Here is a 22,738-nt window from a genome sequence, read left to right on the forward strand (position 1 = left end):
TAAATGGAAATAAATAAAATCTAACTGCGTATTAAAAGAAACTGCCGGATGCTTTTCGGGCAATACTCATTACGGTACCGGCACTTCGTCCGAAAGTAGAAGCGGCAGAGCTGATTCCTGATGTGGAGATGATCCAGGTAGAGATACTGGGAACCGTAAACATGCAGATGGCTCCGATAATAAAAACGATGATCACCGTACCAAAGGAAAGAATCCCATTACCGGAAAATACGGCCATTTTACCAATATCCGCGCTTAAACCGTCTTTGCCTACTAATTCCTGGTATTTGCTGATCTCTGAGGTAAGGGCATATTCCTGCATGAGGCCGGTGAGGTACATGATCAGGTAGGCGATCCCGGAATACAGGTTCACTGAAACAAAGCGTGCGATCCAGGTGCTAAAGCTATCCCTGAAAGCAGGCAGGATACTTACTGCTACAGCAAAAGGGCCGAGAATGATCAGGATGCTGGAATAAATAATCTGCAGCATGAATATGATGTAGACGGCTAAGCGCAGAATCCATATCCCCATTAACTCCAGCAGCTGTGTAAGTAATAGCTGCAATCCTACAGTCAAGCGGTTTTTGAGTTCCAGTAAGGGAGATACGACCGTACTTATTCCCTGTTTAACTGTACTGCTGACCGCATCCCATGCCTGCCCGTACCAGGTGTCACTTTCTTTTTCGGCGACTTCTGTCTGCGCCTGAAAGGTATATAAGGAGTTTGCGACCGCGAGGATCAGGTCAGACCTTTTCAGCCGCAGATCATTGACGATATTCTGCTCACTGTTAAACATTTCTTCCGTCCGGACGGTAACGAGGTCTGTTGGAAAAGCAATGACCTTTACAAAAATACCCCACCATAAAATAACCATCGCCAGGCCGAAAGGCCGGAGCAGGGGCATGATCTCCATCTTTTTGTCGCCGACCATCATCTCGTAAGATTTGATCGCAAAAAAGATGATCATAAATATGGCCGATAGTGCTTTGGCATCTGTAATAAAAAGATCGAAATGTGACCAGATAGACAATTTCAAGCCTTTAAGAAAAGCCATGACACCTGTTTCGTAAACACCATCGCCCTGCAAAAACTGAAGTGTTTTGCCGTTATCAGGATTTGAGACCGTTTGCGCAAATACTGCCGTCACACCCAGTGACAGCAGTAGCATTAAAGAAATCTTCTTTTTCATTGTACGTGCTGTAAAACTTTGTTTGCTATTTCAACGTCGGCATGTGGTGTCCAAACCGGTACCAACGCCTGCCCGTTTTTCAAAGCCTGTTGTCTTTTAGTCATATCCAGGATAGTTTGCGCCGAAGATGTTCGGATAGCCCAAACACCGGCAAGCTTCCGGTACTCCATTAACAGGCGATGATAGGCCAGTATTCGTGATCCTCTGTCCATATCTGCTGAACGTGCCCCCTGCACCCGTTCCTTCAGCCGGTCAAGTGCATTTTTATACCAGGCGTACAATCCTTCATTAACCAGTTTTTCCGTCACCTGCGGCGATAGGCCTGCGAGGATAGAAACCATAGAGTTTTCAAGTGCCGGCTTTAGTTCGTTACCGTAGTAAAGCAGCCATAAGGGGTCGGTACCTGAAATTAATCCAGATTGTGCAGCAATTTGGGAGAGTGCCGTATTTCTTACGGTATCCGACTGGAGTTTATAATTATTATCGGTCGTGTTCATCGCACCTACCAATCCCAGCCGCTGCGTTTGCGGGCCGGTGGCACTCAGTGGACGGAGATCGGTTTTATGGTAATTGGGATAAAACCATCCCCATGTCAGCCAGTAATAAGGGTTTAGGCCAAGAAAGCCGGAAGTCGGCTTAAACTTATTTTGGTCCCATTGCTGAAATACCATGCGTTGCTGCTGGTAACGAAGTGCCTCATCGTTGATGACGCTTTGGGCGAAAGATTTAGCTGCTGTAAAGCAGCAAACCAGTAAAACCAGGTATTTTATTTTCATTGTTTAAGATATTTAGCGTTTTGAATAATTTGAGAGACAAACGTTTTGTCCCTGCTGATAAAGCCGGCAAATGGATTGAGCGAAGCGATGATCCCGCGTTCTTTTGCCCAGTACATGGCCTTCCACGCGCCGTAGGCCAATCCGTCAAGAATTTGCAGTTCCTGCATAACCTTGTGCAACAACTGGTCACGGGCATTATAATCAGCCAGTACATTATTGCCTTCTTTAAGCACATAGCCGGACACATCGGTAACCAGCGCAAGTGACCTGACGCGCATTTCAGCAGCTATATTATTCGCGAACAGTAAAAGATAAGGTTCGCTTTTGGCCATCGACAATGTCTGGCTGATATAGCCGGTCATATCGGCGACCACTACGGCCATGTATTTCACTTCCAGTCCATCTTTCAATGCGGAGTTTACATTCGACAGGCCCTGGTAGATCATCGTTTGCGCCAGGACTACCGAGCCCGCGTTAACATTCAGGTCGTTAAGATTGTTATTGATCTTCGTGAGGTACTGCTCATGCGCGGCTTCTGCACTGCTTCGGGCCGCGCCGTTCGCGATAGCAGAGGCCAGATGCTGCGGGTCAATTACATATTGCTGGGCGGTTGCGATCTGTACAACAAACAGCAGCGGGATAATCAGTTTTTTCATTTTAAATATTTAGCGTTTTGAGTAATATCCCTGGCAAGCGATTGGTCAGCATTTATAAAATTCTGAAAGGGGTTAGCGGCTTTCAGCAGCGCGGAAAGACTGGCGTATTGCATCATATTGAGCATATTACCCGACTGATCCTGCAGGTTACTCAATTCCGTAATGACATAATCGAAAAGCATTTTCCGGTCAGATGCCTTCATTTGGTTGATATCGCCTATGGTCAGTGTAAGTCCGGCAACATAGCTTAACAGGCTTTTCGCTTTTTCCGCAAAATGAAGTTCAGCCTGGTATCCAATGGCTAATAATGCCGGGTTTTGCTGTACCAGTCGGATGACCAGTGCCTGGTTGCTGATGATACGGGACACCATCGGCGAAGCGGTAAAGCCGATGTCTGCCAGGTTAATCGCTGTTCCTAAAGTATTGTACCTATGCTGTATTTGCCGGTAGGTAACTTTCAGTTTTGCCAGTAGGGTGAGATTAGCCTGCTCGTTCGCGGAGGCGAGTGCCTGCTGGTTCCTGGCTTTGACCTGTAGTTTATTTTCAGAAATGGATTCATCTACCAGTTGGTGGATGCCGACTATATCAATCGTTTTCTGTTGGGCAGAAACAGTTGCCGCAGCGAGGCAACAGCCTATTAAAATACTGATCTTTTTCATGGTTTGAGGTATTTGGCATTGGTTAATACATCGTTGGCAATTCGGACATCCTGGTTCTGCCATTCCGCCCAGGGATTCAGCGAACGAAACAGGCCGTTCATTTTCGCCCAATACATGGCCCTGCCCATACCGTAAGCAATACCGCGGAGAATGCGCATTTCATCAGCGATATGATTGAGTAACTTCCCCCTTTCCCCGCTGTCCATCAGGTTGCCGGTGCCGCCTTTGGTAACAAAGGCACCCACATCGGCGGCAAGTGCTATGGCCCTGGTTTGGAAGTCACGCGCCCCCTGTTCCGCGAAAAGCAGCAGCAAGGGATCGGACCTGGCAATAGTTACGGCAGATCCCACATCTTTGATAATATCTGAACCGCAATCCGTGATCTCTTTGATCGTTGTCAGATTATTGATCACAGAAGCGACCTGGCTCAGGCCCTGATAAATTTTATTCTGTAGATTATTAACTATCACCAGCTGCCCGCTGACCGCAAGCTGCCCTTTCTGAATGAGGTCGAGTTTGTTATTGGTGGTGTTCAACTGGCCATTGATCACCCCGGCATTTACAGCGATGGCGGCGGAAGTGGCACCGTCAAAAACGAGTTCCTGTGAAAACCCTGTGCTGGTCAGCAGGCAGAATAATAGAACAAATAGTGATTTCATAAGCATTAGTGTTGATTGACTTTAGTGATAAATTGAGAAAGAGAAAGCCCGCTGCTGATCAAATCGGCAACAAAGGCGTCCAGGCCGTCCAGGTAAGAACCATATTGACCGGTGTAGAATTCTATCGCCGACTTTTCAGGCTTTTCGGTGGTGTAGGCAAGGTATTGCTGTAAGGCCACCTCTACCCCATAAACTTCACCGGTACTGCCGCGCCGGATATAAACCTCTTTAAAGCGGCCCCTGCCTTCTGTATTATCCAGCTGGTTGATGGTAAATATTTTACGCCTTTCTGTTTCGCTGATCGAAAGCAGGGCGGCTATTTCATTATAGTTATCCTTGAACTTCGTCTGGTCAAGGAGGCAAATGGTATCGGAATTGTTGATAATACTGTCTTTTACGACCGCATTACCGATGATATCGCCCAACTCCTGAGTAACCACGATAGCCTCGCCCCAAAACTTACGGACCGTTTTATACAAATAGAGCAGGTAACCTGCCATGAGCGGGCTGGCGATAGCTTTCCAGGCTTCCTCAACAACCAGTGTTTTGCGGCGGTCGGAACGGTACCGCATCTTCTGAATGAAAACATCCATGATGATCAGGGTCACGATGGGAAAGAGAATTTTGTGCTGTAGGGCTAAGCACCGGGCGCCTTTTGATATTACTATCTTAGGTTTCCCAGCACTCGCCTCCGAACCGTACGTACACCTCTCAGCGTATACGGCTCTCCACTAATATCCGCAGTCTATTTGCCGTGATGTATCTTCATGTGACAAGTATGGCATACAGCCATCGTTTTCCTTTTCCGTGCAATCATGTGTACTTCCCAAGGGTCTTTGCCCTTGGCGATGTCTTTCAGTTTCCTGACATGGTGCATTTCCAATTCACTCGTTTCCCCGCATAATTCGCAATTACGAGCTTTCAGCCTGTCAATCAGGCTTGTTCTCATTTTTGCGTGGTAATAGTTGGGAAGCTTGTCAAAGAAGGCATCTTTGGCTTCGATTTTCCGTTTAAAGCCATCATTATAGAATGTGCGAAAACGTTGTTGCCGCTTCGTATTTGTGTAACTTACGGTGAACACGCCATCTTTTTTGTACTTTCTACAGATGTTGGGTATAGTAGTGCGGTACTTACCTGCAAAGGTTTTGTACATACTGTACTCCATGATGTAACTAAAGTTATTGACAGTTCCGGCGTTAAGTGCAATTGAATAGTAGTTATAGAACCCAATCAGTTCTGCATTGTACTTGCCAAGGATTTCCAAGTCATCGTTGAATATCAATCCTTTCCGATGTTTTGGTTTCCATTGCTCTTTCCCGTTGTGTAGTTTTATTTCTAACACTTCGTAGTCGAGCAATTTTTGTTTAATCGTATCAGGCGGTATTTTGAGAACTACTTTTTTGTGGTATGCTCTCCTAATTTTGCCTTCAATGTTCCTTTTTGTCAAGTTGGACTTGCGTACAGTAATATCAAATGAAAGGAATCTTGCAGGCTTTTCACTATGGGTAATCAACGTTTTTTCTTCCGATAAAGTAAGCTGTAACTTCTCATTCAGGAAGTTTGAAATATCCTGTTTGATTTGCTTACAATCGTCCAAACTGCCGATTACTCCAACTAAAAAGTCATCTGCGTACCTCACATATTTGAGTCTTCTGTAGTCGCTATCCATCTCGTCGCAACTTGGTATCAATGCTCTTTTTCTATCAATTTCCTTAATGCGCTTACCTATCAGTTTCCTGTCGGTAACATCATCTTCGGCTTTAAGCATTTGCGTAGCAATTCGCTTATCGTATTCCAATTGATTGCGTTCCCTGTTCGGGGTACGCCCTTCACCCAAATCGAAGCGTTTGATGTATTCTTTGACGTATTTGTCCAACCTGTCAAGGTAGATGTTAGCCAATAGTGGACTAACAATACCACCTTGTGGCGTTCCGCTATACGTTTTGTGATAAACCCAATCTTCGATATAACCAGCATTCAGAAACTTCCTGATGAGCCTGATAAAACGTTCATCGGAGATGCGTTCTTGCAGAATTCCTATTAGAACATCATGGTTGATGTTATCAAAGAAGCCTTTAATATCGCCCTCAATGAACCATTTGGCTCCGTTGAAAGATTTGGTGATTTGCATTAGCGCAGTGTGGCAACTTCTTTGAGGTCTGAAACCATGAGAAGAATGCTCAAAGCTTCCCTCATAAATAGCTTCAAGTATCATCTTGATTACCTCCTGCACCAACTTATCATCGAATGTTGGTATCCCTAAAGGGCGCTTTTTACCGTTTTTCTTCGGTATATAAGTCCTCCTTGAGGGACGGGGTTGATAGCTTTCATTTCTGATAGTATCAATTAGCTTCTCAATGCGGGCAAGGCTCATTTCGTCGATGGTTTGACTATCAGTGCCTTTAGTCATATTACCTGGCTTTGCATTAATATTTTGATACGCCACATAATACATTTCCTCATTGAAAAGGATACGATAGAGCCTTTCAAACTTATAATCTGAAAGTTTGCTATGCTCTGTTAGACTGATTAATACTTTTTCTGGATCTCTCATAATGTCTCTCACATTTTCCTAAATAGGTATTAATAAATATTAGCTGCTTCCCTTCGCCATGTACAAGGCTTTCCCTTGCTCGGACTACTACGGAAGCTCCGTTACCATATCAGATATTCAAGAGCCTACGCCCTATAGCCGCGCCAGCGGCATTCTGACTTAGGTAATCCACGTTTAGCTGCGTAATAACTATGGCGCAACAGATTGTCGGATATGATGTCCACCCTTTATTGCATATTGCAATTGCGCTGTGATTTGTTCTTGCTCTCCCTCCTCAAGGAATGGAAAGAGAGTATCACAGTATGACGAGTTCAGTTATCTTACGTCACAGATACAGCCGGGAGCCGCTTGGGTTATCATTCAATCAGTATGGATTTTATCCTTATATCTGTTTTCTCATCCGCTATTCAGTCGCAACCTGATAACTGGTTGACTTATAGATGTTGTCGGCATGCTACACTCCCCGATATTTGGTTTCCCTCACGGATAAGCCGACGGATGATAGGCCGTTTGAACACTGGCCTAATACCCTGCCATGGGTATATTTATTACGCAGCCATTACGTGCGCACCCTTGATCGAATCGATCTCAAATACAATGAACCGTTCGGTAAACAATGATTTATCAGCTTCCTTATTCAGGATCGGCGCAAATTCGCCCCCTTTGTAAAACTTCTTCAATACATAGCGGAACTCATCGAAATCAAACATGATCTTTTCCTCTCTTTTGATCTCAGGGATTTTAACCAGCGCGAATTCATAAAAAGTGTCAAATTTCAGTTCGCCATTATCCGCGAAAAACCTACTATAATAAGCAGAGATCACATTGGCAACCACATCCCGTTCAACCGGGCTGAAAGTGCCTTCCGCCCCTTTCCAGGCAACACCGATGAGTGTACACAGGAAATCCTTTTTTTCGATATTATATTCCTCTTCACTGATCCGGAACGGATTCATGGTGATGGGCGATTTATCGGAATAAGTAATGTACTTTCCTTTATAATAGGAACAAAGACCGGAGTAAGAGTGGCCCGTATCAACGATGACCATATCCATATTATACAGGTAGGCTAAGCATCCAGCGCCTTATTATATTGCTATAATAGGTTTCCATATGCTCGCCCCCGAACCGTACGTACTCGTCTCCGAGTATACGGCTCTCCATTAATTTATTCAGTCTAACTTGCCGGCGTGTATTTTATCATGACATTCGGAACATACTGCTAAGGTTTTTCTATTTCTTGCAATCATTCGTTTTTCCCATTCAGCTTTCCCTTTCAGGTCTTTAAGTTTGCGTACATGGTGCATTTCGAGTTTTTCGGTTGCACCACAGTACTCGCACGTTTCAGCTTTTAGTCTCATCATAAGACTATTTGGCCCACCGGTTGTGATTACTGTTCGGGGTATAATGTCTATTAATATTTCGCCTGCAATTTTCTTACGTTTAAAACCGTCTTTGTAGAAGACTCGGGTTTTTGCTACGCCCTTTCTATCTGTAAATGGTATAACGAACGTCCCGTTTTGCTTGAACTTCGTTAGCACCTTACTTACCGATAGCTGATATTTTCTACCATAAGTAGCATACATACTGTACGCCATAAGGTGGTAAAATGAGCTAATAACATTACTGTTGTTCGCAACAGAGTAATAATTGTAGAAGCCTCTTATTTCAGAGTTGTATTGATTGATAATTTCCAGTGGGTCACTGTCAACCATAAACATGCGTGGTTCCGCTTTCCAAACTTCTTTACCGTTTTTAGAAACGATTTTCATCGCTTTGTATTCGAGAAGTTTTTTCCGCATTACCTCGGTTGTTACATAGAGTACAACTTTGTTTGCAAAGCACCTTACAGGATTGCCATTTATGTTCTTCTTTGTTTTATTGGACTTGCGTACAAATACATCATATCCAAGAAACTTAGCCGGGTTCGCTGCATTGGTGATTAAAGTTTTCTCATCAGAAAGTTCCAGTTTAAGGGTTTCATTCAAGTAATTCTTGATATCTTCTTTAACCTTAATACTATCTTCCTTACTGCCTATAATACCTATCAGGAAATCATCAGCATATCTTACATACTTCAGTTTTCTAATACCTGTGTCCATGTTATCCATTGAAGGATGTTTCTGGCGCTCCCTTATTACTTCTTTGATTTGTTCAATCAATTGCTTTCTTACAGCTTCATCTTTTTCCAGTTTCAGCTTCTTAAGTAAACGGTCTTTTTTACCTCCTAATTGAAGGGCTATTGTACTGCGTCTCCTTAATTTTCCAATATCAAACCGACTGATATATTCTTTGATATACTTGTCAAATTTGTCAAGGTAAATATTAGCCAAAATTGGGCTAATAATGCCACCTTGAGGTGTTCCACTATAAGTTCTGTGAAACACCCAATCCTCAACGTAACCTGCATTTAGGAATTTTCTAATCAGGCGAATGAATCTTTCATCGGCGATACGCTCCTCTAAGATGTTTATCAATACATTGTGATTGATATTGTCAAAGAAGCCCTTAATATCACCTTCGATAAACCATTTTGTACCTGTGAATGATTTTTGGACGCTAATTAGTGCTGTATGGCAGCTTCTTTCGGGTCTGAACCCGTGCGAAGATTTTTCAAAACAGCCTTCATATATCGCTTCAAGTATCATCCTTACGACTTCCTGCAACAGTTTGTCATTGAATGATGGAATACCAAGAGGACGTTTTTTTCCATTTTTCTTTGGGATATATGTCCTCCTGGAAGGAGCTGGTTGATACGTTTCGTTTTTAAGCGCATCAATCAGTTGTTCAATTCGGGACATACTCATTCCATCAATGGTTTGTTCATTGACACCTGCCGTCATATTACCTACTTTACTGTAGATTTTCTGATAAGCAGTATAGTACATCTCTTCATTAAACAGAATCCTGTACAGCCTCTCAAACTTGTAGTTCAAGTTTCCGCTGTGTTCGGTTAGACTGTTTAATACTTTTTCGGGATTTCTCATGTCTCACACATTTTCCTTTAATCGTATTAAACTAAATTAACTGCTCCCCTTCGCCATGTACAAGGCTTTCCCTTATTCGGACTACTACGGGAGCTCCGTTACCATGTCGGATATTCAAGCCTTCGCTTTAAAGCCACGCCAGTGGCATTCCGATTTAGGTAATCCCCATTTAGGTACATAATAACTATGGCGCAACAGATTGTCGGATACGATTTTCACCCTTTTCTACTTATTGTAGCTGTGACTGTGATTTGTTTATGCTGCTTTGCTACATGCAATCAAAGCAGTATCACAGTATGACGTTTGTAACTGTCTTCCGTCATCGTTTAAGCATCTAACCACTCAGGTTGTCGTTCAATCAATCCAGATTTTATCCTCATATCTGTTATTTCAACTCGCCATTCAGTCGCAACCCGACAATTGGTTGACTTATGGCTTTTCCGACATGCTACACTCCCTGTCCGGTTTCCCTTTCAGATAAGTCGGCTGTTGATAGGCATTTAAAACACTTGCCTAATAGCTTGCCAAAGCTATATTTACTATATACCCTTATGGGCGCACCATATACTGCTCGATCAGCGCATTCATAAAAAAGCTTTTACCTGAACCGCTTGGCCCCAGCACAAACTTGTTGCGATTATTGATACGGCCGGTACGCATCGGCAGATCTGCGGGGTCCATTCCTATGGGAATGCCCTGCCGGTCGGTAAAGCGGATCAGAAAATCAGACGGCTCATCAACCGGGAGGGATTCTTTAAAAAAGAAACAGACGGCAGCATCGCAGGTGGTCAGGAACCAATCGTAAGGTTTAAGTTCTACCGCATTTCCCGGCAGGGCGCTCCTGAAAAGTTCGAGCTGGTTATAGGCATTTTTACTTGGGATGATCCCCAATTGAAAAAGAGAACTTTCAATAAAATTAGCCGCTTTTTCCAGGCTGTTTTCCGGCGCTGCCACGAGGATATTAAAATGGCAGTTGACAAGCAATTGATTTTCCCTGGCCACATCAACTAACAACCGGTCGATATCTTCCACACAGATCTGGTTAGCCGGGTCGGGAATACCGGAATGCCTTTTTCTCTTTTGCTCCAGCTTGCGCAATGTCATTGCCTGGTTGGGAATTTCAATGACCTGATTAAAGATGATTACATCGCAACCGGGAACCCTGAACATGAAGGAAAGAAAATCTATTGGAAATCCGCGGGTCGTTTCCTTTTCATTCATTTCAATATGTGTGCCTACTTCCGGCGGCAGATCAATACTGTCAATATTGACAAGGCTGATGCTGCGGACAGATCTATTACCTGTTTTAATTTCAATATCAGATGGGGAAAGATTGTTTAAGCTGATATGCCTGCTCTTAAAATCCATGCTGAGCATTTGCAATATCAGGCGGTTGACGCTGGTTTCCTTGAGCACTTCTGGTGCCGGAAGAATATCAAGCACTTTACTGATGAGCTGCCGGAAGTCACGTAATGCTTTGGCATCGTAGACATAGAAAGCCCCTTTTTTTACCTGACGGGTGATCGTGAGGTAGGTATCTGTTTTCAGGCATTCCCGGCCTTCGAAGTGCGCATTATATTTTTGCTGCAGGTATTCGCCGGAAGATTTTCCCAGCCATTTAGAACGGCTGATGATGTCCTGCTTTTGCAGGATGTGGCCATCTCCCAATACTTTTACAACGTTGATAAGCAAACTGTGGAACTCATCATACCCCGCGGGGTAGGCGGCGTAGCGGATAACAGGGTTGACTATCCTGATAATGACGGAACATTCGCCGTTCATGCCGATGAGCAGGTCATAGGCACCGCTTTTATCTACGCCAGCATACGGGATATTAAATAGTGTTTTTGCGGCCATAATGATTAAGGATAAAGATTTGAGAATCGCGGCTTTTCGTATGCAGCCCGCCCTTTTGTTTTGTTGCGGTAAAGAGTAGCCCGCCGACGATACAGCCAATGAGCACAGTAGCGCCCAGCCACATATTGACCAGCGACATGGTTAATGCGCCGAAAACAAGGCCGGAAAGCAGGAAGCCAAGGCCCCAGTAAATGAACTTTCCTTTAAAACCCTTGAAAATAAGGGGCTTCTGCAGCCCCTTATAAACAGCGAATTTCCTGGCCATATTACAAGCCAAAAAAGGCTTTGATCACCAGTGAGGATACCACGAGAAATACGCAGGAACCGCCCCAGCCCATCAATTCCTTGTTGATGTCCTGATCTCCGCTGTTCCATTTGGAATACACGCGGATCGCGCCTACAATGCCTACGATGCCACCGATCACCAGGGTGATGTTGGTTACCGGTGCGACATAGGTTTTTAATGTGGACGTTGCCGTGTTCAGGCCGTTAACACCGCTTTGCGCTAATGCCGGAACAGAAAGGGCCAGCAGGATCGCTGAAGCCCATAGTTTTTTTGTTTTGTTAAACATTAATTGAGGAAATAAGAATACTGACGGAGATCTTTTAAAGCCACCGGAGAAGCGGCCGTGTATCAAAAACAGGCGTTCAGATCACGAACAACGCCTTAAAAAATACGCTCAACGGATAACCGACCACATGATTTACGGCAGGTACGATTAATGAGGCTAATGGTTAGAAAGAGATCTTTTAGAACTACCAGGCGGCAATTTAAATAAAACAGGCGTTCAGATCCCGAACAACGCCCTGAGGAATGCACCTGCAAGTACCATAAATATCGCCGCGTAGAACCAGGCGGCCACTTCTGTTGTAAATTCCTTTTTTCCCATCTGCAGGTTATGATAAATTCTTCCGGCACCGATAATTCCAAGAATACCGGCAATAACCAATGAAAAATCAAACGCGGAAAAAAAGTCGGAAGAAAGCTGCTGCTGTGCCTGCTGCATTTCAGAAATGCCAGGCTGCGCGGCTGCGCCCAATGTCAGCAGGCAGCAGCAAACAGTAAGTAATTTTTTCATCATTCAGAAACTTACCGGACGTGTAAACTCTATGGCTTCTTCCCGCGCCAGGTTAAATAACTGCTTAAGGCTAACCCCGCCGGAGGAAATTACAGACGAGCCGAAAATTTCAGCCGTAGCTTCCGGCCCGGCCCGCACCGGTTCAATATGTTCAGCAAATGATAGCTCATGCGATCCTTCGGTGGCGGGAGATCTGCCGCTCTGAAAGAAATCCCAAAAAATAAGCGCGGCATAATACGTAAAGTATATGCCGATCAGCCATAAGGCAAATTTTATCCAGCTCATAGTTCTGTGTTTTGTATAAATTGTTTAATGGTTAATTTAAGTTCGGGGCAGGTGTCAAAAAGGTGCTGTACAGCAAATGATACGAGGCGGGTTACGTCAACATTCGTTGCCATTTTAAACTGGTTCATCGTGCGCACCGTTTTTTCATCAAAGCGGACATGAACCATGCTTTTATGACCCGTGTTATCGTAATTGAGAATGGCTGCTAAAATCGCAGATTCGATCTCTTTCTGCATGGCCTTTTTGACCGGCTTGTCCTTTTCAGATTTTTCTTTTTTACCTGTTGGTTTCACCAGTTGCTCCCGAATCTGATCGGCCAGTGATTTCATGTTTTCCATATAAATGATCAGCATAGATTTGTTCAAAAACGGGGATAATTATAGGGGATAAATTAAGCGGTGTCATAAAAGTATTCACCCGTTGGAAATCTACCCTGTCGGGCAGTACCGCGGTGATCTTTCCAAATTTGGAAAGCTGTTCATTAACTTCCAGCATAATTTCGTAGCGGGCATTTGCCTTGACCCTATTGGGCACAAATACCATCGCCATTTTTGGGTTGATCTTGCGCAGGACAACCGTAAATAAAACGGTAGATTCAAAGCTGAACTCATCATAAGCAAAGGGGCAGATGACGAGATCAGCTGAATTAAAGACAGGTATCAGGCCATCGTCATCCAGTTTTCCGGGCAGGTCTATGAGTATGATATCCCTTTCGTTCCTGCCCAGCAGGTTACGGAGGGCCGGGTAACTTTCCAGGTTGGCCGGGATCACTTCATAAGGTTCTTCATTTTCCAGGATTTTGGCCTTATCAAATTTTTGTATGATGGATTGCTGGTAATCCATATCGATTACGGTAACCGGGCAATTTTTTGCCTGGGTCAGGTAATTGGCCAGCAATAAAGTAAGCGTGCTTTTACCTGCACCCCCTTTCTGGTTTCCTATAATGATGATCATAAAATTTATTTGTTTTGCTTAACGTGTATTTGTCCGTGCCTTCTTTTGCCGCCTGCGCCTCATCCCATGGATTTGCTGGTCATCTACATCATCCGCTATGGCTATGGATCTGATCTGAACTGATGGGGTATATTCATCGGCTGATGTTTCAGTAGCCGTTTCCACTGGTTGAGTTTCAAATGGTCTGATCAGTTCCTTTAGTGCCATCACCTCGCTGCCTTTGAATACCTGTTTTCCGTAGTGGTCTATAATCGAATAACCATAGGGCAGCTTACCCGCTGCCTGATGAAAAATCAGGTCGATGCCGTATGCTTCTTTAATCAATTCACGAAAACCGGGCTGGTTTTTATGATGCCTGAACAACCGCGCCAACTCGGCTATTCGTTTTTTATCCGGGATATGGCGGCTGATCCTTTCCTGTACTTTGGCTTCATCAGGATCGGTGCCCAGGTAGCCTTTGCTTTCCAGTACCATCATCAACTGCGCCCTGGTGCTAAAGCGGTATTCCATCGCAAAATCGTAGCCGAGCACTTTACTGATATTGTTCTGTGCCCTCACGTACTCATAAGCGCTATTGATCTTATTGCCCGACCGGTCTACCCTTGCCGACACCATGTGTACGTGATTATTGGCGGTATCCTTGTGGAATACGACGAGGTATGGCTGTTTCCCATAGCCCATTTCTTTCAGCCAGGCTTCAGCGATGGCGGTTAAGGTGATCTTATCATATGATTTTCCTTTTGCAGATATGACCGCATGGAACTGCGGTAGTTTGACATTTTTATTGAGCGCGGCAAGTGCCCCGAGATAATTAATGTAGTCCTGGGGTTTAAGATGACCGAATGTTTGCAGCGGCCCGAAATTGGCAACTTTCATTAGTTCGCCTTTGTTACGGTCAATCTTGCCGGTATTATACTTTACCCCGCTGAACGCCGCCTGTGGCTTGAAGATCTTGACGAGCATAATATCTTAATGACTATGTATCCTTATCACTGTGCAGCACTGTAACCATGCAGCACGGTAACCATACAGCATCCTAACAGCATAGCGTTATATCGGGAGATCATTATAACCGTGTAACTTCGTATCGGGATTGCGTTATAACTGACTAACCATGTATCCGCATAACATCATATCCATATCGCCATATAGCAGTGCAGCTTTATACCGATGCAGCCTTATCACTATATAGCGGCATAACCTTATATCCATCTAACCGGGTAGCCGCAGATATTTATAGCGTTATATCATTTAGCCATCATCCTTATGATCTTACGCAGCGACATTTCCAGAACACCCTGCATCCCAACATAGCTTTCCAGCAGACTATTGAATTTTTCCGCAATAGCAGGCGGCAGGCCACCGGATAATTTAATCGCATTGGCGTGCCGGGCGAGCTGGTTAATATTGTTACCGGCCCGGCCCATTTCAGCACCGATGCTATCCAGGTGATGAATGAGTTCTTTTGAGTTGACTACGATCATCTCCGCGTTGTGCAGCACCCGGATACGTATGATCTGCGACCTGTTAATGCCCAGTTCCTTTTCCAGGGCAAGGATCTGATTGTATTCATCATCCGTAAAACGGCTGACTATCTTTATACTGCGTTTACCCGATGCTAAACGGGGTCTTCCGCCTTTATTTTTAAGGTTATTCATCAGAAAAAATGAGTTGCGAATTTTTGACAATCCCCGGAGGGCAAGATCTTTTTGTAAGACAAAAAGACATCTTGCCCTTCCAAAATCAAAGCGATTTTTGCATAGGTAAAATCGCTTTGACGGAAGCGGAAATGAATTAATAGGAGAACCCCTTTCGCTTTCTTTCAAAAGGGTCAAAGATCGGTTGGGTTCTAAGCATATCTACCAGTTTATCATTATAATCATTGTACCCTTTATAAATGGCTGACCTGTCGGTGGCATAAGGGAGAGCTTTGATAAAGTCTTTGGTCGCCTGGTGACCAGCAGGATCATGATCGAAATAAATATCAATAGAGGAGAATTGTTTAGCCCTTGCGATGCCTTCATTCAGCAAGGTAAGGGTGTTCAGGATAATCAGGCTTTCGCCTGCATTTTCGTTTTCCTTTAGCCAACTGAGGCCATCCAGAAACCCTTCAAAAACAGCTACCCGTTTCAGATCACCCGGTATAAAAGTGATGCCCTTATTTCCAAGACAACCCTTGAAATATTTATTTCGCACTTCCCAACCCGCGGTTTCATTTTGCCAACCCGCTGAGAAAAATGCTTTTCGTTGGCCTTTATCATCTTCAACAGCATAATAGATCTCACTAAGGTATGGCCTGGCAACTTCGAATACACCCCGGTTTTTAAGATAGTTGGTGATTGCCGGATGTGTCCCGAGGTCTTTGATTTCTTCGATCACGTAATTCCTGACCTTAACGGGCCGTCGCGGCCGAAGTGACCTTTGTTCCGGTTGAATTTCAACGGCACTTTGTATTTTTTCGACCACTTCATTAAAAGTTGAGCCGGGCCAATAGGCCAATCCAAAGTCGATGATATTGCCGCCTTTACCGCAGCCGTGATCGAACCAGACCCCTAACCGGTCATTGACACACATCGAAGGCTTGGTATCCGAATCCCGGAGCATACTTAAATAAAAGTGTTCTTTACCTGATTTTTTAACCGGCTGATATCCCAGGCGGCTAAGCAGGTCTACGATAGAAGCCTGCTCTTTCAGTTCCCTGGCATTTAAAAGTGTAGACATAATGGTGATGATTAGCTTTAGTAAAATAGGGTTGAGCTTGCCCGGCTGAAAAAAAACAGTGCCAGGCGAATGAACCGGCAGCGGGTAACGAACCCGTATAATCCACTTCTGCCGGTTATATGATTTCGGGACTACTCACGTCGGCATCTACATGCCGGGCTCTCGCCTGCCTATGCGTTTTCGCTTTATTGATATGATCTCAGCTTCGCAATATTTTCCGTTCTTGCGGAATAATGCTTTGTCCCCGTATGTCAAAGAGCAATGGATAGCCCGGAGGCAATCCGTTTTCCGGTAGTAGAAACCTGAAGTTTCATAGGCCCGGTTTTTTTATTGTTTTAATGAGGCTTTCCCGGAGTCGGCGGACTGTTATCAGTACCGCCAGTCGTGAGATGGTTGATAAGCAGAACCTGATTAGTAGGCTTATTGCCAAGGCATTTAATAGCGTCCTGAACAATGCTTGTTTAAAAAGATCATAGCTTATTGCAGCTTCATTGAGATCAAAGGTGAAGCTATCGGGGAAGGGGAATTGACAAGCTTTTCGGTACTACCGAAAAATAAATCGTGGAAATAGTAAAAACAGATTGTGTTTAGAAAATAAATCGAAGACAATACAAATCCTTACAGCTATTTTGCTTAGCCGTTAAATCTGATCCGGAAGGGTGTGGAATTTGCTGGTTACTCGGATAAGATCCGGTAGAGTTCGAGGTTCAGGTAGTAATGCCCGCCTTCAATTGACCGGCGTTCCAGGATACCCATATCACTTAACTTATTCAAATAATTACGCGCTGTTTTTTCAGCATACAGCCCGGCATCTTCCAGGTGCTTAACTTTAGTGAATGGCTGCGTAAAAATTAATTGGATTAGTTGCTCGGGCCGTCTGATTTCTTTATGCTTAATCACCTCGTCCAGTATGGCTTCTTTTACAGCCAATATTTGGTTTATTTTTGAGTAGGTGATATTTGAGGTACTTTCAACCGCTTTCAGCATGTACAAGATCCAACTTTGCCAGTCGCCCCTTTGTGATACTCCCGAAAGCAGGCTGTAATAGTCATCTTTGTGATCGATGATGTAACGGCTTAAAAACAAGATCGGGAAATCTAAAAGGCCGGACTTGGTTAAATAGTGAATATTAAATATCCTTCCCGTCCTGCCGTTCCCATCCCGGAAAGGGTGGATGGCTTCAAACTGGAAATGACCGATTGCCATTTTAATCAGCGGATCGATAAGATAGTCGACGTCATCATTAATAAAATCGATCAGGTTCTGTAACTTCTTTTCCAGTATCTGGTTTCCTCTTGGCGGCGTATAAACGACTTGTCCCGCATTGACGCCGCTGCCACCCTGCAGTATAACGGTTTGTAAGAAAGCTGGCCTGATACCGTCGCTCGCCTGGTTAACTTCACGGTACATATCGATGAAATACTTTTGGTCGAATCCCTGTGCTAATTTTAGATAGTCATAGCCGGCCCATAAGGCTTCCCGGTATCTTAACACTTCTTTCGATGCTCCTTGTGCCAGCTGATATTTCTGGTCACTGAAAGCTTTATAAAGTTCATCATCTGTTGTGAAGATATTTTCAATAGCGCTGGAGGCTTTTGCTTCCTGTAAGCTGATGGTATTGATGAGCAGGCCCTGGTTGGGTATCGCTATACTTCTTCCCTGCAACCTGGCCAGTGCTGCCCGTGCTGTAACCAGTTGTTCCAGCACCGCCGTATTTTTATAGATTGCTTCCGTTATAGGTAATTCAGGAATATCATTCCATGGTTTTGTTCTGTCAGGGTTTATTTTATAAGTCGACGGCATATTCAAAGATAGATTTTAAACGGTAAAAAAACAAATAATTACCGTTTACTCGAATTTGCACGGTAAAACTAAGTTACAAATAACACATAGACGGTAAGTCTTTAACTAAATACCGTTTGTCGAATTTACGACGGTAAATCAACGATTGAGCAAAAGCATTTTGTGCTATTAGGAGTTACCCCTGTCGATCTTCTGGCGGATAGTGTCCCGCATCTGGTCAATATATTTTGTAGGGCTCAGTCGTTTTCGTCTTTCAATTTCTATAAACCTGCGCTGCACAACGCCAATATTAACGTGCAGGTTAGCTTCCAGCCATTTAACGATCTGATTGAGGCTGGCATTTCCGTTATTAAGCTGACCGGTTAGCCAAATCCCGTAGGCAAGTTCAACAATATTTATCGAATCCCCTGTCCATTTCATATCCAGGAATTGACCTCCATTTTTGGGCAGCTTCATCAGTTCGGGGTATTTCAATGGCGTTATCTGCTCCAGAATAAAATACTGCATATGTTCATAAGCGATAAACCTGGCAAACAGGTTACTCATTGGAGTGGTGAATTCCCTATCGGTTTCGGAGAACTCGGCCAGCGGAACAGGTAAGGGCCCTGCACCCCGTAAAAAGCAGATGTGATCCAGATTAGTAAGTCCATTTTTATAGTACTGGTAGTGAAAAGAGTTCATCCTGAAAAAACTTTGCAGCGCTTTTAATTCCTCTTCAAAGTATTTAACCTGTATTTCGGAGGTGCCGATAGGTTTGTTTACAGCCAGATTGTATCGAAATACTTCCTCTATACGTAGAGCAAATATTTCTGGTCTTAGCTTTTTAAAAAACAATATCTCATCCTGCGGGCTGTCGAAGTTATTTTCTGCGATAAGTTCATTTAATTCCTGTATAGCCGATTCAACTATACCTGATGCTTTGGAAAGTTTTTCCAGCGGGCTTTGGTGTTCAATCATATTATCAAGATCATCAACTAATTTTGATTTCATTTTTTCAAATTTCTGATTCATGGTGTTATATTAAATTGTAAAAAAAAGAACATAAAAAACCCATCAGGTACCTATTGCAGCACTGGTCAGCAAATGGATATATTGTCAATAATTAAAGTTGTTCGGTAGATGAGGCCTGCTTAAAATGATGGGATACTTCGGCCCCTTCTGTAATTACCATAAACGCGTTACATATTTTCGGCATTAATGCAGTTATAAAATAGCTCAGGATCACCATAGCCATCACTGAATTATAAGAAATAGCCTGAAGCTGTTGTTGAACAATACAAAAAGCCAAAACGACTATCACGTTAACAGTTCCTATACATTCATTTAAGAGGTTAAATCCACTGATTTTGACAGCCAAAGACCTCGCGAATGATAAATAGCTTTTATGGTTTTTCTGATGTTGTTGAAAACGAATTTCCGCGTTCTGCGCTTCGACGGAAGATTGAACCTCGGCGGTTAAACTACTTTCTGTAACAAGGGATAATTCATGTAGATGCGCTGCCTGAAGCATTAATTCAGGCGACCTTTTGGCTGTTAAAATGCCGACCAAAACAAGATAAGCTGTATTGATCAATCCTATTCCCATTTGCGAATAATATATACCGGCTACAATAAAGACAACCAAAAAACCTTCTGACAGCAGAACGGATGCAAATGAAGATACCGCATTCTGGATTTTTTGAACATCTGCCAGGTTTGCTTTCATCGATTTTCCACTACCCGGGACAAATTTATTCTCGTCGTTATTGACAACGCTTTTAATAATGGAGTCAATGAGTTGTTCATTAATTCCTTTGTTTAACTTGATCAAGATGCGCTGTTTGATGTAAGTTAATAAACTTTTGAAAACAGTGATTATGAGCAACAACACAATTACGGAAATGATCAAAGCAGTTTTTTTCTCGGCCAGCGAGTTATCAATGCCTCTTTGCAGCATCCAGGAAAGTGCGATACCCAAAAAAGCAGAGCATAGATTTAGCAAAGGAATACTTATCCAAAACTCTATTGGCAAAGATTTAAGGGAAAGTAAGGTTACCCAGGGGTGTGCTTTTAACGATAAGGTAGATAAGCGAAGTTTCTCTAAGTACAGAGCGGCTTTACTCTTCCAGATATGCTCAACATAACTTTCTGGTACGAGTAGCGGTTGTTTTGCCGGGTCATTTATTAAATAATGCCAGCCATCCTGTTTTTTAATAGCACCAAAACAAACGACAAAATGATTTTCTTGTTTATGGTCAATTGTATGTAGGATAATAGGTAAACGGATTTTCCGGAGAAAACAGATATCCGCTGTGACACAACGGGCATTAAGCGCAAACTTATGTGCCAGATTTCGAAGATCGAGCAAAGACAACCCATTTTCTGGAACCGATATCGTTTCCCTCAACAAATCAGCATCACTGTTTCTACCCGTATAATTTAATAGCATTGCAAGACAAGCTATTCCACAGTCATTTAAGCCACATTGTCTCACAAAAGTGTTTCTCATGTAATTCAGGTTTTTCATTCAGATAAATGTTAAAGTGTAAATAATGACGATGAAAAATCAACTCATGCCTGGAAATAGCAATAGCGTAAGGAAAGTGATCACTGTTACCCAAATGAATAAGGCAGGGAGATAAGCTACCGTGACTATTTTCAATGACTGGTCATAGTTCAGCTTGGAAACCTTGAAAATCCCATAGGCCAGAATAAACCAATAAGCAACCTCGAATACATTTAAAGTTTGGAGTGCGTATGACCAATCTGCCGGTGCCTCTTCAAATATGGAGAGGGCTGAGAGAATGTAATATTTGCGCCAATCTAATAACGATCCGTTCGGAAATAACAGGGGAAAACTTAACGTTTTTATGGTAGCAGGCACCAAAAATATGTATTCAGCTAAAACAGTAATTGTGAATATTTTGCCAGCAGGGACGACCTGGTCATTTAAATACAGGGCAGTATAAATGATCAGGGTTATCAAACAAAGTTTAATTAGAAGATAAACTGCAGAAGAGAAGTATATCCAGTTTTGGAGGCTTTCATAAACTTTCACTCCTTGTTCGGGTATTCCCGATAACGGGTCTCCGCCATTTTCATAAAACCCAACCGTCAGTATATTACGGTTAGTAACGAAGATCAGCAGAAAGGTTAGTAAGATCAGAATTATCAGATTTACGTAACAATTTTTTAACATGGATTTCATACAGCAACTTTTTTGGTAAATTTCACCTTGAAAAGTGCCATTGCCAATAACGACAAATTGTAAATTATTGGTTAAAGTAATTGTGGGGGATAAATATATTTATATGAATACGCACCTTAACAGTTTAATGGGGTTGGGATTCCCGGTTACAGTTTCCCTGATGGTGATTATCTTTTGTGTAAGCGCCATCGCCATTTACAATAAAAAGCTATTTGCAGACCTGCTATTACATCCCAGTAGTGTCAAAAAAGACAAGCAATATTATCGGTTATTATCTGCTGATCTTGTACACAACGATTTCATTCATCTTTTGCTAAATGAGATTACCCTTTATGTATTCTGTTCTGATTTGGAGGAAATATTGAATAGGAAATCCGATTATGGGAGCTGGCAGTTTCTGGAGATTTTTATTATAAGTCAGCTATTCTGTAATGTGTGGTATACTTTGAAAAACGCAAGTAAGTTCACTTATTCAAGTGCCGGATGTTCAGGGAGTATTATGGGATGCCTGTTCGCGTTTATGATCATTGATCCTAACGGAACGGCCTTTACTTATTCATTTATCGGAGGGATAAAGAATATTTATACCGGACTGATCTATATTTTATTGCTGGTGTTTTATAAATGGAAGAGAGGAAACGATATGGTTAATCACGAACTGCATTTTTATGGTGCACTGGGAGGCGTTACGGCTGCATTAGTGGTATACCCTCCGATATTATTTTAAATACCGGGGATCAAAGCCCCCGGTATTTGGTTAAAAGATGCCGAGGCAGGCGGGCCCTGCAGCCGCGCCAATGAAACCAATAGCCGCACCGATACCCCCAAATAGTCCTCCTATTGATGTAGATAAAACGATACTGGTTGCACAAGCACCGGCACTCCCTCTTAATTCATTTGCTTCGATGTCAGATAGATCTTTCATGGCAATTTATTTATGTTTCTTTCCGGTATTGGAAATTGCTATAAAGGTCTTTAGGTAGATTTTGGAATGCTATAACCATTAGTTGTAAATTATTATATTTGCTTATAGGATAATTAAATAATATTTAGCTTAATGAATTCCATCGGTGAGAAAATAAGATTAAAGAGATTGGAAAAGAATTTCAGCCAGGAGAATATGGCATTTGAGCTTGACATTTCACAGGCGGCCTATTCCAAAATAGAACGGGCTGAAACAGAACTAACAATCCGAAGAGTTTTTGCCATAGCAGAGATCCTGCAAATTTCCCCTTATGAATTGATGCCTAAACCTAAATACGGTACAGGACTTGCGCAGGCATATATTTACAAAACTCTAAACAAGATTAGAAAGGTTTGGAACTCAAAAGGTGGTAGTAGCAAATAACCATGTAATCTATTCTTTTATATC

The 22,738-nt window shown here is 43.0% G+C and carries 26 protein-coding genes; 2 read left to right on the forward strand and 24 right to left on the reverse strand.

The window, feature by feature from the left end; translation table 11 throughout:
• Positions 1-31: 31 nt before the first annotated feature.
• The 23 genes from ABIB50_RS06665 to ABIB50_RS06775 form a co-directional block, all read right to left on the reverse strand.
• Positions 32-1,189 (reverse strand): plasmid transfer protein, encoded by a 1,158-nt coding sequence (locus ABIB50_RS06665; protein ID WP_429378300.1) that lies wholly within the window; start codon positions 1,187-1,189, stop codon positions 32-34.
• A complete protein-coding gene (locus ABIB50_RS06670; RefSeq protein ID WP_429378301.1) occupies positions 1,186-1,965 on the reverse strand; it encodes a hypothetical protein in 780 nt (259 codons plus the stop codon). The genes ABIB50_RS06665 and ABIB50_RS06670 overlap by 4 nt, the downstream gene beginning before the upstream one ends.
• Positions 1,962-2,621 (reverse strand): hypothetical protein, encoded by a 660-nt coding sequence (locus ABIB50_RS06675; RefSeq protein WP_429378303.1) that lies wholly within the window; start codon positions 2,619-2,621, stop codon positions 1,962-1,964. The genes ABIB50_RS06670 and ABIB50_RS06675 overlap by 4 nt, the downstream gene beginning before the upstream one ends.
• The gene (locus ABIB50_RS06680) at positions 2,618-3,280 is read right to left on the reverse strand and encodes a hypothetical protein (RefSeq protein ID WP_429378304.1); all 663 of its coding nucleotides are present in this window, start codon (positions 3,278-3,280) and stop codon (positions 2,618-2,620) included. Before ABIB50_RS06680 ends, ABIB50_RS06675 begins: the two co-directional genes overlap by 4 nt.
• Positions 3,277-3,939 carry a hypothetical protein gene (locus tag ABIB50_RS06685; protein WP_429378305.1) on the reverse strand — a complete coding sequence of 221 codons (663 nt, stop codon included), beginning with the start codon at positions 3,937-3,939 and terminating at the stop codon, positions 3,277-3,279. The genes ABIB50_RS06680 and ABIB50_RS06685 overlap by 4 nt, the downstream gene beginning before the upstream one ends.
• A 5-nt stretch (positions 3,940-3,944) precedes the next feature.
• Positions 3,945-4,607: a hypothetical protein gene (locus ABIB50_RS06690; RefSeq protein WP_429378470.1), complete on the reverse strand. Its 663-nt coding sequence runs from the start codon at positions 4,605-4,607 to the stop codon at positions 3,945-3,947.
• A gap of 77 nt (positions 4,608-4,684) precedes the next feature.
• Positions 4,685-6,493 carry a reverse transcriptase domain-containing protein gene (locus tag ABIB50_RS06695; RefSeq protein ID WP_429378306.1) on the reverse strand — a complete coding sequence of 603 codons (1,809 nt, stop codon included), beginning with the start codon at positions 6,491-6,493 and terminating at the stop codon, positions 4,685-4,687.
• A gap of 548 nt (positions 6,494-7,041) precedes the next feature.
• Positions 7,042-7,548: a hypothetical protein gene (locus ABIB50_RS06700; RefSeq protein WP_429378308.1), complete on the reverse strand. Its 507-nt coding sequence runs from the start codon at positions 7,546-7,548 to the stop codon at positions 7,042-7,044.
• A 117-nt stretch (positions 7,549-7,665) separates the two neighbouring features.
• Complete coding sequence (locus ABIB50_RS06705; protein ID WP_429378310.1) at positions 7,666-9,480, reverse strand: reverse transcriptase domain-containing protein; 1,815 nt, start codon at positions 9,478-9,480, stop codon at positions 7,666-7,668.
• Between the two features lie 549 nt (positions 9,481-10,029).
• Positions 10,030-11,337 carry a hypothetical protein gene (locus ABIB50_RS06710; RefSeq protein ID WP_429378311.1) on the reverse strand — a complete coding sequence of 436 codons (1,308 nt, stop codon included), beginning with the start codon at positions 11,335-11,337 and terminating at the stop codon, positions 10,030-10,032.
• Complete coding sequence (locus ABIB50_RS06715; RefSeq protein ID WP_429378313.1) at positions 11,315-11,602, reverse strand: plasmid transfer protein; 288 nt, start codon at positions 11,600-11,602, stop codon at positions 11,315-11,317. The genes ABIB50_RS06710 and ABIB50_RS06715 overlap by 23 nt, the downstream gene beginning before the upstream one ends.
• Position 11,603: 1 nt before the next feature.
• Positions 11,604-11,909 carry a DUF4134 domain-containing protein gene (locus ABIB50_RS06720; RefSeq protein ID WP_429378314.1) on the reverse strand — a complete coding sequence of 102 codons (306 nt, stop codon included), beginning with the start codon at positions 11,907-11,909 and terminating at the stop codon, positions 11,604-11,606.
• Between the two features lie 216 nt (positions 11,910-12,125).
• The gene (locus ABIB50_RS06725; protein ID WP_429378316.1) at positions 12,126-12,419 is read right to left on the reverse strand and encodes a DUF4134 family protein; all 294 of its coding nucleotides are present in this window, start codon (positions 12,417-12,419) and stop codon (positions 12,126-12,128) included.
• The gene (locus tag ABIB50_RS06730; protein ID WP_429378318.1) at positions 12,420-12,701 is read right to left on the reverse strand and encodes a hypothetical protein; all 282 of its coding nucleotides are present in this window, start codon (positions 12,699-12,701) and stop codon (positions 12,420-12,422) included. It lies immediately after the preceding gene.
• Entirely contained in the window at positions 12,698-13,030 is a 333-nt protein-coding gene (locus ABIB50_RS06735; RefSeq protein WP_429378319.1) for a hypothetical protein, read from the reverse strand. The genes ABIB50_RS06730 and ABIB50_RS06735 overlap by 4 nt, the downstream gene beginning before the upstream one ends.
• On the reverse strand, positions 12,978-13,655 hold the full coding sequence (locus ABIB50_RS06740) for a ParA family protein (RefSeq protein ID WP_429378320.1): 678 nt from the start codon (positions 13,653-13,655) through the stop codon (positions 12,978-12,980). The genes ABIB50_RS06735 and ABIB50_RS06740 overlap by 53 nt, the downstream gene beginning before the upstream one ends.
• Positions 13,656-13,673: 18 nt before the next feature.
• Positions 13,674-14,618 carry a relaxase/mobilization nuclease domain-containing protein gene (locus ABIB50_RS06745; RefSeq protein WP_429378321.1) on the reverse strand — a complete coding sequence of 315 codons (945 nt, stop codon included), beginning with the start codon at positions 14,616-14,618 and terminating at the stop codon, positions 13,674-13,676.
• 284 nt (positions 14,619-14,902) lie between these two features.
• Positions 14,903-15,313, reverse strand: coding sequence for a plasmid mobilization protein (locus tag ABIB50_RS06750; protein ID WP_429378323.1), 411 nt, complete (start codon positions 15,311-15,313; stop codon positions 14,903-14,905).
• Positions 15,314-15,449: 136 nt separating this feature from the next.
• Positions 15,450-16,376, reverse strand: coding sequence for a CHC2 zinc finger domain-containing protein (locus ABIB50_RS06755; protein WP_429378325.1), 927 nt, complete (start codon positions 16,374-16,376; stop codon positions 15,450-15,452).
• A gap of 675 nt (positions 16,377-17,051) precedes the next feature.
• The gene (locus ABIB50_RS06760; protein ID WP_429378326.1) at positions 17,052-18,179 is read right to left on the reverse strand and encodes a Fic family protein; all 1,128 of its coding nucleotides are present in this window, start codon (positions 18,177-18,179) and stop codon (positions 17,052-17,054) included.
• A gap of 168 nt (positions 18,180-18,347) precedes the next feature.
• Positions 18,348-19,190, reverse strand: coding sequence for an RteC domain-containing protein (locus ABIB50_RS06765; protein ID WP_429378328.1), 843 nt, complete (start codon positions 19,188-19,190; stop codon positions 18,348-18,350).
• Between the two features lie 91 nt (positions 19,191-19,281).
• Positions 19,282-20,685, reverse strand: a complete 1,404-nt coding sequence (locus ABIB50_RS06770) for a cysteine peptidase family C39 domain-containing protein (protein WP_429378330.1) — start codon at positions 20,683-20,685, stop codon at positions 19,282-19,284.
• A 39-nt stretch (positions 20,686-20,724) separates the two neighbouring features.
• On the reverse strand, positions 20,725-21,366 hold the full coding sequence (locus tag ABIB50_RS06775) for a hypothetical protein (protein ID WP_429378332.1): 642 nt from the start codon (positions 21,364-21,366) through the stop codon (positions 20,725-20,727).
• Between the two features lie 103 nt (positions 21,367-21,469).
• Between ABIB50_RS06775 and ABIB50_RS06780 the strand changes: the two genes are divergently transcribed.
• Entirely contained in the window at positions 21,470-22,093 is a 624-nt protein-coding gene (locus tag ABIB50_RS06780; RefSeq protein WP_429378334.1) for a rhomboid family intramembrane serine protease, read from the forward strand.
• Between the two features lie 30 nt (positions 22,094-22,123).
• Here the strand turns inward: ABIB50_RS06780 and ABIB50_RS06785 are convergent, their stop codons facing one another.
• Entirely contained in the window at positions 22,124-22,291 is a 168-nt protein-coding gene (locus ABIB50_RS06785) for a hypothetical protein (RefSeq protein WP_429378336.1), read from the reverse strand.
• A gap of 132 nt (positions 22,292-22,423) precedes the next feature.
• Here ABIB50_RS06785 and ABIB50_RS06790 point away from each other — a divergent pair, with 132 nt between their 5' ends.
• On the forward strand, positions 22,424-22,714 hold the full coding sequence (locus ABIB50_RS06790; RefSeq protein WP_429378338.1) for a helix-turn-helix domain-containing protein: 291 nt from the start codon (positions 22,424-22,426) through the stop codon (positions 22,712-22,714).
• The last annotated feature ends 24 nt before the right edge of the window (positions 22,715-22,738 follow it).

The organism is Mucilaginibacter sp. UYCu711 (assembly GCF_050433825.1).
Taxonomy (GTDB): Bacteria; Bacteroidota; Bacteroidia; order Sphingobacteriales; family Sphingobacteriaceae; genus Mucilaginibacter.

Bases quoted from the DNA above. Each gene is read 5' to 3' on its own strand.
- ABIB50_RS06665 (WP_429378300.1), bottom strand. From the start codon at position 1,189: ATGAAAAAGAAGATTTCTTTAATGCTACTGCTGTCACTGGGTGTGACG.
- ABIB50_RS06670 (WP_429378301.1), bottom strand. From the start codon at position 1,965: ATGAAAATAAAATACCTGGTTTTACTGGTTTGCTGCTTTACAGCAGCT.
- ABIB50_RS06675 (WP_429378303.1), bottom strand. From the start codon at position 2,621: ATGAAAAAACTGATTATCCCGCTGCTGTTTGTTGTACAGATCGCAACC.
- ABIB50_RS06680 (WP_429378304.1), bottom strand. From the start codon at position 3,280: ATGAAAAAGATCAGTATTTTAATAGGCTGTTGCCTCGCTGCGGCAACT.
- ABIB50_RS06685 (WP_429378305.1), bottom strand. From the start codon at position 3,939: ATGAAATCACTATTTGTTCTATTATTCTGCCTGCTGACCAGCACAGGG.
- ABIB50_RS06695 (WP_429378306.1), bottom strand. From the start codon at position 6,493: ATGAGAGATCCAGAAAAAGTATTAATCAGTCTAACAGAGCATAGCAAA.
- ABIB50_RS06700 (WP_429378308.1), bottom strand. From the start codon at position 7,548: ATGGATATGGTCATCGTTGATACGGGCCACTCTTACTCCGGTCTTTGT.
- ABIB50_RS06705 (WP_429378310.1), bottom strand. From the start codon at position 9,480: ATGAGAAATCCCGAAAAAGTATTAAACAGTCTAACCGAACACAGCGGA.
- ABIB50_RS06710 (WP_429378311.1), bottom strand. From the start codon at position 11,337: ATGGCCGCAAAAACACTATTTAATATCCCGTATGCTGGCGTAGATAAA.
- ABIB50_RS06715 (WP_429378313.1), bottom strand. From the start codon at position 11,602: ATGGCCAGGAAATTCGCTGTTTATAAGGGGCTGCAGAAGCCCCTTATT.
- ABIB50_RS06720 (WP_429378314.1), bottom strand. From the start codon at position 11,909: ATGTTTAACAAAACAAAAAAACTATGGGCTTCAGCGATCCTGCTGGCC.
- ABIB50_RS06725 (WP_429378316.1), bottom strand. From the start codon at position 12,419: ATGATGAAAAAATTACTTACTGTTTGCTGCTGCCTGCTGACATTGGGC.
- ABIB50_RS06730 (WP_429378318.1), bottom strand. From the start codon at position 12,701: ATGAGCTGGATAAAATTTGCCTTATGGCTGATCGGCATATACTTTACG.
- ABIB50_RS06735 (WP_429378319.1), bottom strand. From the start codon at position 13,030: ATGAAATCACTGGCCGATCAGATTCGGGAGCAACTGGTGAAACCAACA.
- ABIB50_RS06740 (WP_429378320.1), bottom strand. From the start codon at position 13,655: ATGATCATCATTATAGGAAACCAGAAAGGGGGTGCAGGTAAAAGCACG.
- ABIB50_RS06745 (WP_429378321.1), bottom strand. From the start codon at position 14,618: ATGCTCGTCAAGATCTTCAAGCCACAGGCGGCGTTCAGCGGGGTAAAG.
- ABIB50_RS06750 (WP_429378323.1), bottom strand. From the start codon at position 15,313: ATGAATAACCTTAAAAATAAAGGCGGAAGACCCCGTTTAGCATCGGGT.
- ABIB50_RS06755 (WP_429378325.1), bottom strand. From the start codon at position 16,376: ATGTCTACACTTTTAAATGCCAGGGAACTGAAAGAGCAGGCTTCTATC.
- ABIB50_RS06760 (WP_429378326.1), bottom strand. From the start codon at position 18,179: ATGCCGTCGACTTATAAAATAAACCCTGACAGAACAAAACCATGGAAT.
- ABIB50_RS06765 (WP_429378328.1), bottom strand. From the start codon at position 19,190: ATGAATCAGAAATTTGAAAAAATGAAATCAAAATTAGTTGATGATCTT.
- ABIB50_RS06770 (WP_429378330.1), bottom strand. From the start codon at position 20,685: ATGAAAAACCTGAATTACATGAGAAACACTTTTGTGAGACAATGTGGC.
- ABIB50_RS06775 (WP_429378332.1), bottom strand. From the start codon at position 21,366: ATGAAATCCATGTTAAAAAATTGTTACGTAAATCTGATAATTCTGATC.
- ABIB50_RS06780 (WP_429378334.1), top strand. From the start codon at position 21,470: ATGAATACGCACCTTAACAGTTTAATGGGGTTGGGATTCCCGGTTACA.
- ABIB50_RS06785 (WP_429378336.1), bottom strand. From the start codon at position 22,291: ATGAAAGATCTATCTGACATCGAAGCAAATGAATTAAGAGGGAGTGCC.
- ABIB50_RS06790 (WP_429378338.1), top strand. From the start codon at position 22,424: ATGAATTCCATCGGTGAGAAAATAAGATTAAAGAGATTGGAAAAGAAT.